The following is a 15,273-nucleotide window of genomic DNA, read 5'->3' on the forward strand; positions in this document are numbered from 1 at the left end:
TTATGCAAAAAAAAGAATTATTTAAAAATATTCCGTCAGTTCACGAAATATTAAATTTTTGTGAATCAAAGAACATAACAAAAAAATACAAAAAAGAAATATTAAAAAAGATTATCATACAAATATTGGACGAACTTAGAGAAAATATAAGTTCGTCTAATATTTCTTACTTTGAAAATTTTGAAAATAAAGAAGATATTTTTTCATATATAATATATATGTTAAATCAAAAAATAAATAAATTAGAAAATAAATCATATGAAAAAATAATAAATGCAACAGGTATTGCAATACATACAAATTTCGGCAGAAGTCCAATAAATAAACAAATATCTGAAAAAACTGTAAATATTGCAAGTTTATATATGAATATAGAATATGATATAAAAAATTCTTCACGCTTTGACAGAAATGAACCTATAAAAAATATTATGCAATTACTTACAGGTTGTGAAGATGCAATCGTAGTTAATAATAATGCTGCGGCACTACTGCTTGTATTTGACACTTTTTGCAAAAACAAAAACGCTTTAATATCAAGAGGAGAACTCATTGAAATCGGTGACAATTTTAGAATATTAGATATAATTTCATCCACTGATGTTAATATAAAAGAAATAGGTAGTACAAACAGAACCTATACGGATGATTACGAAAAAAATATAGATGAAAACACAAGCCTTATACTGAAGGTAAATAAAAGCAATTATAAAATCACAGGCTTTACAAACGAAGTATCTACAAAAGAATTGTCAAATATCTGTAAAAGAAATGATTTAATTCTCTTTGAAGACTTAGGAAGTGGCAATCTTACAGATTTTTCAAAATATGGCTTCAATTATGAAAAAAATGTTCAAGATGTCTTAGATGACGGTGCCGATATAGTATGTTTCAGCACAGACAAATTAATAGGAGCTTGTCAGGGAAGTATAATAATCGGAAAGAGCAAGTATATACAAAAGCTTCGAAAAAATCCGATATTTAGAGCTTTAAGAGCAGGTAAAACAGTTATAACTACAATATTTGAAACATTAAAACTATATATGTATAAAGATTTTAATGAGCAAATCCCTATTTTAAACATGATATTTACAAAACAAGAGAAATTATATGAAAAAGCACAAAAATTATATAATCTTTTGGATAAAAATTTGTTTGAATATATAGAGATTGAAAAATCAATTGCCCAAATAGGTGGTGGAGTATCTTCAAACACAGATATAAACAGTTATTCTTTAGTTTTAAAATGTACTAATATTTCTACAAACAACTTTGAAGATATACTAAGAATGTGCAAAGAACATATTATAGGATATATAAGAGATGATAAACTAATTTTAGATATGCTTTGCATATTTGATGATCAAATAGAAATAATAGCACAAAAAATAAACTCATTAAAGTCTATGATTGAAATTTTAGACAAAAAAGATGGACCTACTTCTATTTTTATTGCAGATTGATTTTTTAATATAATGCTCAAATATATTTTTTCAAGATACTTTTTATAGATACCAAAAACATATTTTAATTAAATTTGAATAAAAATTTTTATTACATTAATTTTTTACTTTTACATTATTTATTTTAATTTGATTTCAGTATTCTATAAAATCATTTTTAAAATAGTGTAAATTAAACTTATAAAATAAATTATGGGATAAAATATGAAAAATATAATATTATCAACGGCCGGCCATATAGACCACGGTAAAACAAGATTAATAGAGGAACTTACCGGAAAAAATACTATGCACCATAAAGAAGAAAAGCTGAGAAATATAACAATAGATCTCGGTTATGCTGATATAACTCTTAAAAGTGAAATAAATGTAAGTATTATAGATGTTCCGGGTCATAAAGATTATCTCAAAAATACAATATGTGGAATTTTAAATTCAAATATGTCTATTTTGGTAATATCTGCAATAGACGGTGTATGCAAACAAACAACACAGCATTTTAATATAATAAATTTAACATCTATCAATCATTTGATAATAGTTGTAACAAAAATTGACCTTGCAAGCGAAGTTCAGATACAAAACACACTTAACCAAATAAATGAGCTTGTAAATTCAAGCAATATCCAAAATATATCTACTTTGATAATAGACTATGAAAACAAAGAGAGTATAAAAAAACTATCAGAAAAAATATACGAATTTGCAAAAGACATAAATCAAAAAAATACATCTAAAAATATTTTTAAAATAGACAATTCATTCACTGTAAAAGGCTACGGTACAGTAATTTCCGGAAATTTAATATCAGGAAATTTAACAAAAAATGATGAAATAACAATATATCCTCAAAATTTAAAATCTAAGATTAAAAATATGCAATCACATTCAAAAACTGTTGAAACAGCATATGCAAATACAAGATTGGCAATAAACATTCCGAATATAAAAAAAGAAGACGTATTTAGAGGCAATGTATTATCCACATCATCAAATTTACAGCCTTCAAATATTATAAATGCACTTATATATACTGATAATATTTCAAAAAATATAAAAAATCACGAATTCGTAAAACTATATACAGGTACGACAAGCATAACTGCCAAAATAGTAAATTTACAAGATAAATTAATCTATCCAAACTCAAAATTATTGGTACAGCTAAGATTGAAAGAAAATATTATGCCATTCATATCAGATGATATTATACTGCTTGACACATCATCAAACGAAATCATATCAGGCGGAAAGATAATAAACGTATCAAATCATAAAAAAAACAAAATAGATTTTGATATCTCAATATTTGATATAGATGAATTAATATTTTTGTTTGCAATAAAAGAAAAAAAAATAACAGATGTATCAACACTTAAAGATATATATAATATAGACTGCGACAAATTTTTGAATTGTTTAAAAAAACTCGAAAAAACAAATTATATCAAATTAATAAGTTTTGATAATTATACACAACACAATTTGCAATATAACAAAAATTCAAAATATGTAGCCGATTATAATTTTTATATCAAAGTTTATGAAAAAATAAAAATCATCATAAAAGATTTTTCGCAAAAATTTATATATAAGAAATCCATAAATTTAAACATATTACATTCAAAACTGAATTTTGTAGATAGAAAATATCTACTTCCAATGCTTATAGATATGGGTTATAATATTCAAAGTGATTGTTTAATATTAGACAATAAAAATTCAAATACAGTCAATGAAATGAAAAAATTGTCTGACAATTTGGAAACTTTAATCGAAAGCTCAAAAGCCCCTATAAAATTAAAAAATATAGCTTCTGATGAACTGTCAAAAGAAATACTGCACAATAATCTCAAAGATAAATTTGTAAAAATATCGGATGATTACATATGCTCAAAAAAAATGTTAAATAACTATAAAAATATAATTTTTACTCATTTCAAAATAAATAAAACTCTTGACATATCAGAGTTTAAGGCATATACAAATCTATCAAGAAAATTATCTGTAACAGTTCTTGAATACTTCGATTTGCAAAAAATAACCAAAAGGTTTGAAAATTATCGAATAAAATATACATCTTTCAATCATAATCAAATATTTTTTTAATTACTATCAAATATTGAAATTTCAATATATATACTTGCATATCAAAATAAAATGTTTATTCAAATTTAATCAATTTTAATCAATTATTTTTGACGAATTTTTGCCGATTTAATATTTTCGTACAAAAAAAGAGTAGGGAACTAATCCCTACTTTTCATTTTGCATATATGATACAGCTATATCTATTATTATGCTCACTATTTCTTCGTCTAATTTTAAATTCATTTTTTCGTGTAACTCTTTCATAACTTCTTTCATAGCTATTGCTTTCTTTTCTTGTGCTGTTTTATTAGTTTTTTCAAGAGCAATAACAATAGTCATACATATATCAGCTAACTTTTTAAGCTTAATATCTTTAAAAGATATGCTTGCTAAAAGTAATGCCATTTTCAGCTCTGAGTAGTAATCAAATTTAAACTTAGTTTTCTTCATTACTACTACAGTTATTGCAAATCCTAAAGTGATAAGTATAGCTAATACTGTATCACTATTAAATATATTATTCATTTTATTTACCTCTCTATTTATTATCTATTTTTTCATTCATTTTAGCTATCATAACCCACAATGCCCAATTTGATTTGTCAATATTTTTTATATGCACATCAGGACTATTTAATAGCTTTAATTCCGCTAATTTATTGATTGCTTGTACTGCATATTCTTTTTCTTTTTCACTCATCTTTTTTATCTCACCTTTCTTATCAATTACTTTCTCATCAAGTTTTTCTTCATATCTAAGTACAATATCCCAACCGCCACGATGATAATTTTTATACTTAGATATATTAATCTCGTAGCCTGTCTGGTCGCCAGGTCTTCCACCTGTAGCTCGTCCAAGTTCGTTTATACTCGCCTGTACTATTAGACCATTGCCAATGTATACTGCGACATGGTGAACTTCATTTAAGAGTATATCACCTCTTATCAATCCTGCACCTGTATAGAGATTTACAACGTTTCTCACATCTTTAAATCCACAGTTTATAAATGCTTGTTTCATATTGCCTGTATAAGTAGCTCCATAATTAGACTTAACTGGAAATCCTGCCTTTTCAAATGCTGTTATTGTAAGTGATGAACAGTCATAATCTCCACGCTCACCCCATCTTTGATTTTGGTCGTATCCATGCGAATTGTCTTGAGCTATGTCTATCATAAACCTTACAGCCTTTTCAATCTTTGGTAGCATATTTCAACCCCTTTCCTATTTTTTCGCATTAAAAAAGACACCTTTTACAGTGTCTTTAATTTCTTTTTTATTCACTTGTCATCGGGCAAAACCGATAATTTTTAGTATTCATGGTGTTTCTTTTTTCATCAAAAAATAACCTATGATGATAATCAATTAAGTACACCCTAAATAATCCGTTATTTCCGTTATTGTTATATGTCCCAACAATCCTGACAGGACCCTCAAAACCCATTTGATAAATCTTGCCATCAAGCAGTTGGTTTTTAAAGTCTTCAATATTTTTATTACTATCATATCTTTTTAAAGATTCGCATATACAAGATACCACCTTATTTCTTTTATCATTTTCTATTATATGGCAATGTTTCATGTTTACTAAATCTTTTATAAAGTTTTTGCCTGATATTTTAGATAATAGTTTTCTTATTTCTTTAAATTTCTTTACAAAATCTTCACTATTCTGTAAATAATTCGTAAAATCTCCATCATCTACAGAATAATACAGCCCTTCAAACGATAAATCAATAAAAAAGCCTGTATTATTAGTATTTTCAGTAGGTTGTTCAGTTTTAATTTGTTTTTTAGGACTTGTACTATTTTTAATTTTTTTCTTACCCATATTATACAAGCCTTGCAGAATAACATTCAAATATATCTTTATCACTAATATCATTTGTGCATACGCTAAAAGGTGAGCATCCTGTCCTTGCGTTTATCCACGGTGATTCTTGATGTGTAAGACTTTCAAGTTCGTTAGCATTATATTTGCCATATACATCCCAAACTTGATTTAGAACATCTTCCACATCTTCATTAAAATCAAACTTCTCTTTTACAATAGGAATGTCTGAATATCCATAATCCTTGTACTTTTGATATAAACTTGGGAATACTGGACCATGTACCCACGCTTGTGGACTAACATTAAAAAGCCTATTTTCTATATTATTTGCATCTTCATTCATTAAAGCAATAAACCAAGCATATGCGTAATAAACCATTTTTTGTAACTTCTTAGGTGTCATAGATGATTTACTTAAAAACCATTGAGCTATATCATATATATCCTCCATACAAATTCCTCCTTTGGCATTATTATATCACAAAAAAGGTTACAAAGTAGTTACAAAATTAGTTATTAAAGTAAAAAATCATACTCCATTCCTAAAATCTTCAGCTCCAAGCTCAACATTATCCATTTTTTTTATTATCTGCTCTCTAATCTTGCCTTTTTGCCTATTTTCAAGTCCTGATTTGGTTATGAGTGCTGTTAAAACCGGAGCCGAAAATATAACTGCTCTGTCTAATGTATGACTTGCAAGGTTAGAGTCATTTAATTTTAAACTAAGATATAGACAGATAAAAAAGACTATAAATACAAGTAACATAATCGCAAACATTAATTTTTTACTTGTTTCAATATATTTTTTATCTTTTTTTATTTCCTGTTCTTGTCTTAGTTTTTCAATGATTTTCTTTTCATCCTTACTTAAATTCAATCTTTATCACCTACTTAAATACTCCTTGCTGAACTGCATAAAAGAAAAAACCTACAAAAGCACTTCCAAACAAGCCCATTAACCATCTCATTGTTACTATTAAGCTGTTCATTTTGTCAATTAAATTGTCAATTTTTTGGTCTGTTCCCGCTCTAAATTCTTCTAACGCTTTTATCCGTTCTGCGTGATTATTTAATCTATTTTTGTTGTCTGTTAGCCTTTCTTCTATTCTTCTATGTCTTTCATCACATATCTCATTATGTTGATTTTCATTCATATAATACATCTCTCTTTTTATAAATTTTAAGGCAATAAAAAAAGACCTTATCAGTCCTCATTTATTGCCTTTACGTTGTGGTTATAAACTCTTTAGTTTACATCCACCTTTTCATCCAACTATATTGGAATGTAAATTTACTCAACTTTTGTTCGTTTTTCTCAACTCTACTCAATCATAAAATTACTATACTTATTATTCACCTGACTGTTCACTTGCAAGTGGCTGTCCGTCTCCATCAAAACCTGACTCTTCAAGTATTTCAAGTACAGGCGACCTTAACCTCTCAGGTACAAGTCTTTTTGTCTTTGTCACCTTTTCAGGTATACAAGTCAAATGCCCTGTGATAACACGATACGCTAAAAATTCATACATAATACGGTCTCCTCTAAACTTAAATAAAATATATATAATAAATCGTAATTGCTTTACTTTCGCTATAAAATTAGCAAACATAACATCACCTACTGCATATTTTGCATTATCAAATCCTCTATTGCCTTATTAGCCTGCTCCACCTGTTCCTGCATTGTTTTCAATTTTTCTTCTAATAATTGTTCTTTTGTTTTAGGCATCTCTATATATCTTTGCTTTAATATCTTTTCTTTTTCATCATAATATGTCTCGTTATAGTACCCGCTCTTATATGGTAACTCTTTAAACTCCTGTTCTTTTACAGTCTCTGTATCTTCTAATACATAATATCCCAAATACTCATTGCCTCTTAGTCTTATTAATATTTTCATATACTCACTCCTTTTTATTCATAATACATCATTTTTAGCTCTAAAGCCGGATGAACATTACCTGCATTATTTGCAATGGTAGCAATTATTTTTAAATGACTTCTTGCTTCTACATATCTTGTTTCTGTATATTGAGAGGGTCTTAATGGTCCTCTATCCGTATAATTAGTTGGACTCGGTATATTATTATCATCAAATACTAAAACTTCATCTAACCAAACTCTTACTCTTGAAAAACTAATACCTCTATAACTATATCCTAAGCTTGAAGAAACCTGAGGATTACCCCAAGTCAAACTTGTAATTTTTAAAGGTTTCCACATATCAAATAATACTACTTCTTGCCCCATTTGATATTGACTTTGTATACCTTCTCTTGCTCCTCCCAAAACTTCTATAGAATTATACTCTTTTAGCCTGTTATATATCTGTCCTCCCACACTCAACCACACTCCTTGTATCAATGCTTCCAATCTTCCGTTATTGTTTCTGAATTGAAAACCATGTATACTGCCTGCTCCGTCTGCCCACTGAGCCATATTTACTTTTACTCCATAAGTGGTAGTCCCATTAAACCCCATTAGATAAGGGTATGTGTTTTGCCACCAAACAGCAGGATTATCACTACTACAAGCTTGTCCGTCAGGTCGCACTCCTTTGGATGCATCAAATATAACATGATTTTGTCCATAATTTCCCCAACGTAAAAATTTTCCCACTTGTTCACTATCTTTTATTACCTCTTGATTCCAACTGCCTCCGCCTATACAGTACCACCTGTCCCAATTACCAGAATGTAATTTTCTCCAATATATTGCAGTACCATTCCATGTCATGTATATTTGAAAACCATATTGTCCCTTAATGTACATATATGGTATTATTATTCCATCATCTATATTATCACCGAGTGGTAGATTTTTAGTTTGTTGGTATACACAATAGTATGCTTTTCCGGTTTCAAAGCAAGTATTTGCATTATTGGTTAGTATTGTATTTCTATCCCTTGTATCAAGCAGTTCTATCCATGCACCCCAGTTTCCTCCTGTGGCATTTCTATAATATACACCATAATAATTTCCGCCGTCATAAGGTATTGCTATTTGGGTACCATATCCATCAGTATTATGAGGCATATATATTATTTTAGAGTGAGGACAAGGCAATCCATCTTCTGTCCCATAATTAATCATTCCAATATAGGCATTAGCTATATTAGTAGTTCTAAGCACATCTCTTGGAATAGTTTCTCCATTACTTAAAGAATAACTCCTTGAAAACTTCAAGCTGTCTAAGCCGTCAAGTTTCTCACTGTCTACTGCTTTTTCAGTTTTTCCAAGTTTGTCAGATACAGCATTATCCAATATATCCATATTGTAGTTTAAGTCCATGACATCTGCATATTCATTGTACTCAGGCTTTCTTAGTTTTAATTTATCAGTTTCTTGCATCTAATCACCTCTTTTTTTTAACTCATAGGCAAGTGCCTTACACCGTCCCAAGTAAGCTTTTTCACTTCACCCCATATTCTTTTTTTCACCTCGCCCCACGTTGCAAAAGTAAACACATAGTTGATACCTAAGTGAGCAGGCTTTATCTCTTCCAAAATACTTTTTAGACCCGCCATATTTGCAGGTATTCCTCTTGTTCCAACGAATTTTATTTCAAAGAAATATTTTTCATTATGTTCTATTACCTCAACTTCGCCATTTGAAAATGCCTTAGCCACATTTGCAATCATTTCTTTTGTAGTTGTAGAGCTTCCACGAAGCTTGGCTTTAATCATCTCACGTCTATGCTCATAAGACAAAGATAAATCCGTTTTTAAATCAAGCTCTCTTTCCCATAGTCCAAGCCCCCAAGTCGCCGTTTCTATAAAACACTGTGAAAATAAATCTTTTAATTTACATTCAATTTCTCCAAGTTCCATACCCAATGTTCCCTGCAAAGCTACCATTTCCTTTATATTATGCCAATATAGAGGTAAATACTTCATCAAGTCCTTGTTACATTTACTCATATTAAACCACCTCTAATTTCACATCAGATAATAATGCTATCTCCTCATCTGTAAGTACAGTATTTGCAAATGAATTGTTTAATTTCAAATCTTTGTAATCAAGCACATTTGGAATATCAAGCAAAATATTACCTACTTTTGCAATAGACACATAATTTACTTTAAAAGCATTTTCTTTGAAAAAATCTTTTACCTTTTCCTTAAAATTATTAGTTATCTCAGTTATACTTGCACCCTGTATAATTGATATCTTAGCTGTAATAGTTATATCTTTATTCTTAGCACTTACAACACTGACAGTTGCACCTATAGGTCTGACACTTTCAATATGTTTTTTGACTTCATTTATAAGTGCAGCATCAGCTACTTCCATCTTGCTGTTTACTATAGCAAGTTTAACAGTCCCGTTACCGTTCCAAAGAGGGAACACCTTAACACCGCCTACATTAGGCACTTCCATAACCCATCTTCTATAATGGTATATATTACCGCTTGTTGCAGGCTCTCTTACTCTTTGTAGATATCTTTTTCTTAAATGCTCCGTTTCCTCTTCTTCAATACCTGGAGTAATTATCCCGACAATATATGCATGCTCAAGATTTTCTATAAGCTCACAAGGTAGCAGCTTTGTATGTGGGATATTCCCAACCTCCCCAACATCCTCACATACAAGTTCAAAATAATATTTGTTATTTATCTTTTCAATAAATTTTCTCACAGTAAAAATTAAACCCTCAGTAGTAAACTTACTGTCAATACCAACATCAATATCAAACTCACCTTTAACTATAGCACAAGTAGCGTGAAAAACATCTATCCCGAAAGAATTTGCAATCCTTACAAGACCAAATCTGCCGGCAGTCACAGCAAAAATATTTTTCAACACAAAATCAAGCTCCTGATATAATATATCAGCCTCCACGCTCGCAGGTGCCAAAGCATCATATATTATGCCGCCCTCACGCTTATCCGTATTATCATCAACTCTTGACAACATTCTTTCAAGTAAAAAATCCGCTCTATACTGCTCATACATAATCAATCACCCCCAATATTATCATAATCAAACTTCCATACATTTTTTATATTAATACCTCCATAAACTGAATTAACAGTAAAAGAAATGCTTAATTCATCCCTTTTTGACTTTTCTATATCATAATAAAAATTATTTACAGATAAAATCCTGTCATCCTTTATCAGACACTCCTCAATACGCCTTACAAGCTCAATATAAGCAAAATTTTTAGGTTCACCGAATAAATCCTCAATATCAATACCATAATTAGGATATATTATATACACATCTTTTTGTGTATTAAGCTCCTTATATATAGTCTGCTTTAAAGCCTCCCTATCATCAATATGAGCATACACCTTGTCACTTTTCACATGAATCCTATAAGTGTAAGAAGGAGCAATATCATCTCTCACACCCTCAAGCATTAATAAATTCAATTCATCAGTATCAGGTATCACAATATCACTCCTTTTTTATAATCCCCTTCTCATGCACAACATCATCCAAATCACCCTCAATGATTTTAAAAACATCAACCTCCATAACCTGCTTAGTTATTATCTGTGTATCCCCTACAATATCCGTTATTTCAACTTCTTTTGTTTCAGTCCTCAACTTACCCCTTATCTCCCCCTTTTTTATTAAGCCCTGCCAATGATAATCCACTCCGTTACTACCTTGAGGAGAACTTGCCTCATACAAATAATAAAAAACCTGCCCCTCATGATTTGATATAAAAACAAAACAATTGCCAATCTCATAATCGGTAAATTTTCTATACTTAGGCACCACAAGCAAACTTTCATATATTTCAATACCATCACTACGAATAAATTTAAGAGGATTTATACTGACGAGCTTAGCATGAAATACACAGCTAAAACTAAGAGTATCAATATATTTTTTAACAATCTCCACAATTACCGTTTTCAGCCTATAACCCACATCCATACACTAAACACCCCTTACCCTGAAAAATCTCGTAAAAGGTTTAGCCCTTGCGTCAAGCACCGAATATCCCAAAGGAACATAAGGACTGTGAGCACCTATAGTCCTGTTATCTCCCACATACATTTCCATATGATCAATCCTCCAACAAATATCACCCGGTTTTAACTGATTTTTGTTAATCTCATAAAAATTCCCATCATTAATCAAAGAATAAGTAGTCAAATTATAATTACGCTTAGGAAGTAAATTTGCCTCCTGATACGCCCTCATAACAGCCGACGAACAATCAAAATGAGTAGTCAATCTCAAAGAAACATCCTGAGAATAAGGAGCTCCGATATTTTTAACCATATAATTAATAGCCACCTTCGCACCGGACGAAATAGACTTATCGCCACCAACCCCCGAGTTATCCTTAGCCTTATTACCAAGTTTTTTAGGCAATATTAACGGAGCAATATCATTATTTATTACATCCAAATCCATAAAATGACATCCCTCACTGAAACTATGAGTTACAGAATTCACAAGCATACACGAATTTATACTTATATCACCTATATCCTTAAAATTTACAGTAACTAAACTTCCCGCCCTCACCCTCACATCACCGGCCGCATTTTTAATCCTCAAACTTCTATGCTTTCTATTCAATAATTTTAAAAGCTCCTTAGCCTTTCCATCCAAATTAAGCAACTCATTATTAGTAGTATCAATATAATTAAGAAAACCCCATTTAGAAATATTAGACAAATCCTCAGCCTTAGCATGAGCAATCTCCTTCTTATCATCATCAAGCAATCTCAGATAAACCCTGTTATAAACACCCTTTTCAATACTCGTCTGATAGTCAAAATCTCCCGTATTATCATAGTCAATAACAGTATCAAGTTTCATATTTTCTATACTCTTTAATGATATTTTGCCTTTTTCATCAAAAAGAACATAAATTTTATTAGTATTAGCAAGAGTTATATCACTTGCAAATTTTAACATTTCAAAATACTCTTTTCCATTTTCAACCCTTGAAGGTATTTTGAATTTAGTATCCTCAATGGCTCCAATGAGCAAATGATTTTTCTTGCATATATTTTTAAGTAAATCACTATAACTCCAATTACTATATTGTAAAATATCCTTATTTTTTAAATAAAACAATTGGTCATAACAAGTAGTCTTTATAATCTGATCAGAAGTTCTTTTTTTACTTGTAACATATCCATAGAAAAACACATCATCATCAACATAAAAAGCAACAGCATTACCTTCCTGATAGTCAAGCCCCTCACCCTTAACGATATTACATTGCAACTTGCCCGCACTTCCCTGTCTATTAAAAGTAACTTCTATATCCCCATCAATAATAGGTATTTGCAATAGACCCCTTGATTTATTTTCAATAACAACTTTAAGTTTCATTTGAACACCTTTTCAAGATTTTTTACAGATAATCTTTCCACAGATATTTTTTTCTCTTGCAATGAAGTAGTAATCTTTTTATTTACACCCAATTTAGCTATTTTAGTTTTAAGGGAGATATATTGCTTTAGTTTAACTTCAACAATTAAATCAGATCCGTTTTTAAAATCTTCATCGATAGTATAACTTTCTAAAGTAACGGACATATTCATTGAATTACTTAGATTAGGCTGAGTAGGAGTACGAATTATAATAAACTGAAATGGCTTTTTATTAACCTTTAACTTTTCAAGTTTATCAAGCATTTCAATAGGTTTGATGAATTTTTTAACTGAAGGAAAATCATCAGCAGGCAAAAGAAACTCAAACTCAAACTCAGTCAACTTCGGCTTTTTAAGCAAATTAAGCTCATCACCGTTAATCAAAGTAACAACCTTATTCTTATTACCTATTTTAGTTACAATTCTTGCAGGAGTAATAGGGAGTAATACCCCGTCAATATAAAAATCATACACCATAAGCAATTACACCTCCCATAGTAGAATTTACAGCCTCAGTCAAGCTGTCAGTCAAACTTTCCATCCAACCGTCAAGATCCGCAGTTTGATTGATATCCCCAAATTTATTATCAACATTGACCTGTATTTTCTCAAAACTAAAATTAGTAATAGCTCTAATCTCCGCCAAATCCTTTAAATAAGATATATCATCATCTTTAACCTTAATTCCGTCAGCAAGAGAAGAAGTATTATTTTGCGTGCCTTGTACACCACTTTTCACATCATCGACCAATCCCTTTATCTCATCAAAATTCGGTATATCAAACTTAGGTATATTTTCATTAGCATCAGATTGTTTTTCAGCCTTCAAATCAGCAATCTTTTTATTCATTTCATTAATTTTATTATCATACGACATCTCCAAATCCTTAAGATACTTATCCTCTTTAATTCTGTTAGATAAAACCCTACGCTCATGCTCTTTGAGTTCCCTGTCCCTAATTTGCTTTTCCGCTTCAGATTTTATCTTAGCCTCAGCAGCAAAACTAAAATGTTTAAAAGCAGGTATAGATACACCCGGCACAGAATTAACAACATTAATCAAAGAATTAAGCCCATCAATCGCACCATTTACAAACTCCTCAAGCAAAAAAAGCCCAAGCACCTTAGCATTAGAAATAGCATCCGTAATACCATTGGCAAACCCGTGAAAATAAAGTACACCCATATCACAAAAACTAAAAAGCTTACTTATAAAATCAGCCAAAAACAAATGCATACCCCTCAAAGCAACAATAAAATTACGATGCAAAATCAAAACAGCAACCCTCACACCACCAACAGAATTAGCCCAACTCACAAAAAGAGTAATTATAATCGCAACACCCGTAATAATAAGACCAATAGGAGAAATTAGAAGATTAGCATTTAAAACAGCCATAGCCGCCGCCTGCAACAAAGTAGCAGCCTTCAAAGCCAAAAACGCCATAACGATACCGAAAATCAAAGGTTCAATCGTCCCCCAATTAGCAGCAATCATATTAGCAAACATAACCACATACTCTACACCCGTTCCAATAGCATCCGCAACCAAAACAGCAGCATTTACAGCATTATTGACAAAAACCCGAAAACCCTCACTGTTAGCAAACTCACTCAACTTTGCAAGAGCAGGTTCTAACGCATAAATAAATCTATTTTTAATATCAACAAAAATTTGCCCAAAAGTAAGAGGCATTTTTTCAAACCGAGCATTAATCTCATCACCAGCGCCAAGCAACGCATTTTTTATAACATCAGCCGATAATTTACCCTCAGACGCCATACCCCTTATCTCACCTATACTAACCCCCATATAATCAGACACAATTTTCAAAAGCAAAGGAGTATTCGCCATAACAGCATTCAAATCCTGACCCCTGAGAACACCGCTGCCCATAGCCTGAGTCAAGTTATACATAACAGACTCCATGCCCTGAGCCGAAGTACCCGAAATAGTAAAAAGTTTATTCAAATTCTCAGCAAAAGCAACAGTCTCCCCATTATTTTTAAATGCGTCTTTTGCCTGCATACCTAATTTAGTAACTATATCAAGAGTAGTCTTATACTCACCCCTTGCCCTTTGAGCAGAAGCAAAAATTTGATCCTGCAATTGTTTAGTAGTCTTAGTGCCGTCATTAATCATATCGAGCCTTGCTCTGATATTCGTCATATCATCAGACAAATTTACAAAAGCATTTACACCCCTAAATCCTACATAAGCACCCACAGCAGACTTAATAAAATTGCCCAACTTATTAACCTGATTAGCACCATTAGCAATCTCATTATTAAAATTTTCCTGTTCCCGACTTGCTCTTTCAATTTCAGCTTCAATTTCCCTTAATCTGTCACGTGCAGCATTAAGAGAAGACAAATCCACAGACGCACCGGTTGCCCTGTTCATATCATAAGCAGCACCAACAACCATGTTCATACTTTGAACTATACCACTCAGTACAGGAGACATCTCATTTCTAAGTCTAATCGTGCTATCAATATATCCCATTTACCCACCTCCTTTTTGGACAATAA

18 protein-coding genes are annotated in these 15,273 nt (G+C 30.9%); 2 read left to right on the forward strand and 16 right to left on the reverse strand.

Annotation, left to right across the window (positions count from 1 at the left end; translation table 11 throughout):
• The first annotated feature begins 2 nt into the window (after window positions 1–2).
• Together selA and selB are read left to right on the forward strand one after the other, a co-directional pair.
• A complete protein-coding gene (gene selA / locus HMPREF9629_RS02905) occupies window positions 3–1,463 on the forward strand; it encodes an L-seryl-tRNA(Sec) selenium transferase (protein ID WP_009524832.1) in 1,461 nt (486 codons plus the stop codon).
• Window positions 1,464–1,667: 204 nt separating this feature from the next.
• Window positions 1,668–3,572 (forward strand): selenocysteine-specific translation elongation factor, encoded by a 1,905-nt coding sequence (gene selB / locus HMPREF9629_RS02910; protein WP_009524833.1) that lies wholly within the window; start codon window positions 1,668–1,670, stop codon window positions 3,570–3,572.
• Window positions 3,573–3,719: 147 nt separating this feature from the next.
• On the opposite strand, the gene HMPREF9629_RS02915 is transcribed toward selB, so the two are convergent.
• The 16 genes from HMPREF9629_RS02915 to HMPREF9629_RS02990 form a co-directional block, all read right to left on the reverse strand.
• The gene (locus tag HMPREF9629_RS02915) at window positions 3,720–4,079 is read right to left on the reverse strand and encodes a hypothetical protein (protein ID WP_009524834.1); all 360 of its coding nucleotides are present in this window, start codon (window positions 4,077–4,079) and stop codon (window positions 3,720–3,722) included.
• Between the two features lie 13 nt (window positions 4,080–4,092).
• On the reverse strand, window positions 4,093–4,764 hold the full coding sequence (locus HMPREF9629_RS02920; protein WP_009524835.1) for an endolysin-like domain-containing protein: 672 nt from the start codon (window positions 4,762–4,764) through the stop codon (window positions 4,093–4,095).
• Between the two features lie 67 nt (window positions 4,765–4,831).
• Window positions 4,832–5,386 carry a ferritin family protein gene (locus HMPREF9629_RS02925; RefSeq protein ID WP_009524836.1) on the reverse strand — a complete coding sequence of 185 codons (555 nt, stop codon included), beginning with the start codon at window positions 5,384–5,386 and terminating at the stop codon, window positions 4,832–4,834.
• Between the two features lies 1 nt (window position 5,387).
• Window positions 5,388–5,840 carry a Panacea domain-containing protein gene (locus HMPREF9629_RS02930; protein WP_009524837.1) on the reverse strand — a complete coding sequence of 151 codons (453 nt, stop codon included), beginning with the start codon at window positions 5,838–5,840 and terminating at the stop codon, window positions 5,388–5,390.
• Between the two features lie 78 nt (window positions 5,841–5,918).
• Window positions 5,919–6,266, reverse strand: coding sequence for a hypothetical protein (locus HMPREF9629_RS02935; RefSeq protein WP_009524838.1), 348 nt, complete (start codon window positions 6,264–6,266; stop codon window positions 5,919–5,921).
• A gap of 10 nt (window positions 6,267–6,276) precedes the next feature.
• On the reverse strand, window positions 6,277–6,543 hold the full coding sequence (locus HMPREF9629_RS02940; RefSeq protein WP_009524839.1) for a hemolysin XhlA family protein: 267 nt from the start codon (window positions 6,541–6,543) through the stop codon (window positions 6,277–6,279).
• Window positions 6,544–6,738: 195 nt separating this feature from the next.
• Window positions 6,739–6,918, reverse strand: coding sequence for a hypothetical protein (locus HMPREF9629_RS02945; protein WP_040012655.1), 180 nt, complete (start codon window positions 6,916–6,918; stop codon window positions 6,739–6,741).
• Between the two features lie 89 nt (window positions 6,919–7,007).
• Entirely contained in the window at window positions 7,008–7,289 is a 282-nt protein-coding gene (locus HMPREF9629_RS02950; RefSeq protein ID WP_009524841.1) for a hypothetical protein, read from the reverse strand.
• Between the two features lie 14 nt (window positions 7,290–7,303).
• Complete coding sequence (locus HMPREF9629_RS02955; RefSeq protein ID WP_009524842.1) at window positions 7,304–8,740, reverse strand: pyocin knob domain-containing protein; 1,437 nt, start codon at window positions 8,738–8,740, stop codon at window positions 7,304–7,306.
• Window positions 8,741–8,757: 17 nt separating this feature from the next.
• The gene (locus tag HMPREF9629_RS02960) at window positions 8,758–9,309 is read right to left on the reverse strand and encodes a YmfQ family protein (protein WP_009524843.1); all 552 of its coding nucleotides are present in this window, start codon (window positions 9,307–9,309) and stop codon (window positions 8,758–8,760) included.
• Window position 9,310: 1 nt separating this feature from the next.
• A complete protein-coding gene (locus tag HMPREF9629_RS02965) occupies window positions 9,311–10,345 on the reverse strand; it encodes a baseplate J/gp47 family protein (protein ID WP_009524844.1) in 1,035 nt (344 codons plus the stop codon).
• 2 nt (window positions 10,346–10,347) lie between these two features.
• Window positions 10,348–10,788: a DUF2634 domain-containing protein gene (locus HMPREF9629_RS02970; RefSeq protein ID WP_009524845.1), complete on the reverse strand. Its 441-nt coding sequence runs from the start codon at window positions 10,786–10,788 to the stop codon at window positions 10,348–10,350.
• 4 nt (window positions 10,789–10,792) lie between these two features.
• Window positions 10,793–11,281 carry a hypothetical protein gene (locus tag HMPREF9629_RS02975; protein WP_009524846.1) on the reverse strand — a complete coding sequence of 163 codons (489 nt, stop codon included), beginning with the start codon at window positions 11,279–11,281 and terminating at the stop codon, window positions 10,793–10,795.
• A 3-nt stretch (window positions 11,282–11,284) separates the two neighbouring features.
• Window positions 11,285–12,700, reverse strand: coding sequence for an XkdQ/YqbQ family protein (locus tag HMPREF9629_RS02980; RefSeq protein ID WP_009524847.1), 1,416 nt, complete (start codon window positions 12,698–12,700; stop codon window positions 11,285–11,287).
• The gene (locus tag HMPREF9629_RS02985; protein ID WP_009524848.1) at window positions 12,697–13,218 is read right to left on the reverse strand and encodes a hypothetical protein; all 522 of its coding nucleotides are present in this window, start codon (window positions 13,216–13,218) and stop codon (window positions 12,697–12,699) included. Before HMPREF9629_RS02985 ends, HMPREF9629_RS02980 begins: the two co-directional genes overlap by 4 nt.
• On the reverse strand, window positions 13,208–15,247 hold the full coding sequence (locus tag HMPREF9629_RS02990) for a tape measure protein (RefSeq protein ID WP_009524849.1): 2,040 nt from the start codon (window positions 15,245–15,247) through the stop codon (window positions 13,208–13,210). Before HMPREF9629_RS02990 ends, HMPREF9629_RS02985 begins: the two co-directional genes overlap by 11 nt.
• Window positions 15,248–15,273: the final 26 nt, after the last annotated feature.

It is taken from the genome of Peptoanaerobacter stomatis, assembly GCF_000238115.1.
In the GTDB taxonomy this organism is placed as follows: domain Bacteria; phylum Bacillota; class Clostridia; order Peptostreptococcales; family Filifactoraceae; genus Peptoanaerobacter; species Peptoanaerobacter stomatis.

What these genes read in the sequence shown, in the direction of transcription:
- HMPREF9629_RS02925 (WP_009524836.1), bottom strand. Translation starts at nt 5,386, where the DNA reads ATGGGTAAGAAAAAAATTAAAAATAGTACAAGTCCTAAAAAACAAATT.
- HMPREF9629_RS02965 (WP_009524844.1), bottom strand. Translation starts at nt 10,345, where the DNA reads ATGTATGAGCAGTATAGAGCGGATTTTTTACTTGAAAGAATGTTGTCA.
- HMPREF9629_RS02980 (WP_009524847.1), bottom strand. Translation starts at nt 12,700, where the DNA reads ATGAAACTTAAAGTTGTTATTGAAAATAAATCAAGGGGTCTATTGCAA.
- HMPREF9629_RS02940 (WP_009524839.1), bottom strand. Translation starts at nt 6,543, where the DNA reads ATGAATGAAAATCAACATAATGAGATATGTGATGAAAGACATAGAAGA.
- HMPREF9629_RS02985 (WP_009524848.1), bottom strand. Translation starts at nt 13,218, where the DNA reads ATGGTGTATGATTTTTATATTGACGGGGTATTACTCCCTATTACTCCT.
- HMPREF9629_RS02990 (WP_009524849.1), bottom strand. Translation starts at nt 15,247, where the DNA reads ATGGGATATATTGATAGCACGATTAGACTTAGAAATGAGATGTCTCCT.
- HMPREF9629_RS02915 (WP_009524834.1), bottom strand. Translation starts at nt 4,079, where the DNA reads ATGAATAATATATTTAATAGTGATACAGTATTAGCTATACTTATCACT.
- HMPREF9629_RS02950 (WP_009524841.1), bottom strand. Translation starts at nt 7,289, where the DNA reads ATGAAAATATTAATAAGACTAAGAGGCAATGAGTATTTGGGATATTAT.
- HMPREF9629_RS02930 (WP_009524837.1), bottom strand. Translation starts at nt 5,840, where the DNA reads ATGGAGGATATATATGATATAGCTCAATGGTTTTTAAGTAAATCATCT.
- HMPREF9629_RS02945 (WP_040012655.1), bottom strand. Translation starts at nt 6,918, where the DNA reads ATGTATGAATTTTTAGCGTATCGTGTTATCACAGGGCATTTGACTTGT.
- HMPREF9629_RS02975 (WP_009524846.1), bottom strand. Translation starts at nt 11,281, where the DNA reads ATGGATGTGGGTTATAGGCTGAAAACGGTAATTGTGGAGATTGTTAAA.
- HMPREF9629_RS02960 (WP_009524843.1), bottom strand. Translation starts at nt 9,309, where the DNA reads ATGAGTAAATGTAACAAGGACTTGATGAAGTATTTACCTCTATATTGG.
- HMPREF9629_RS02920 (WP_009524835.1), bottom strand. Translation starts at nt 4,764, where the DNA reads ATGCTACCAAAGATTGAAAAGGCTGTAAGGTTTATGATAGACATAGCT.
- selA (WP_009524832.1), top strand. Translation starts at nt 3, where the DNA reads ATGCAAAAAAAAGAATTATTTAAAAATATTCCGTCAGTTCACGAAATA.
- HMPREF9629_RS02955 (WP_009524842.1), bottom strand. Translation starts at nt 8,740, where the DNA reads ATGCAAGAAACTGATAAATTAAAACTAAGAAAGCCTGAGTACAATGAA.
- selB (WP_009524833.1), top strand. Translation starts at nt 1,668, where the DNA reads ATGAAAAATATAATATTATCAACGGCCGGCCATATAGACCACGGTAAA.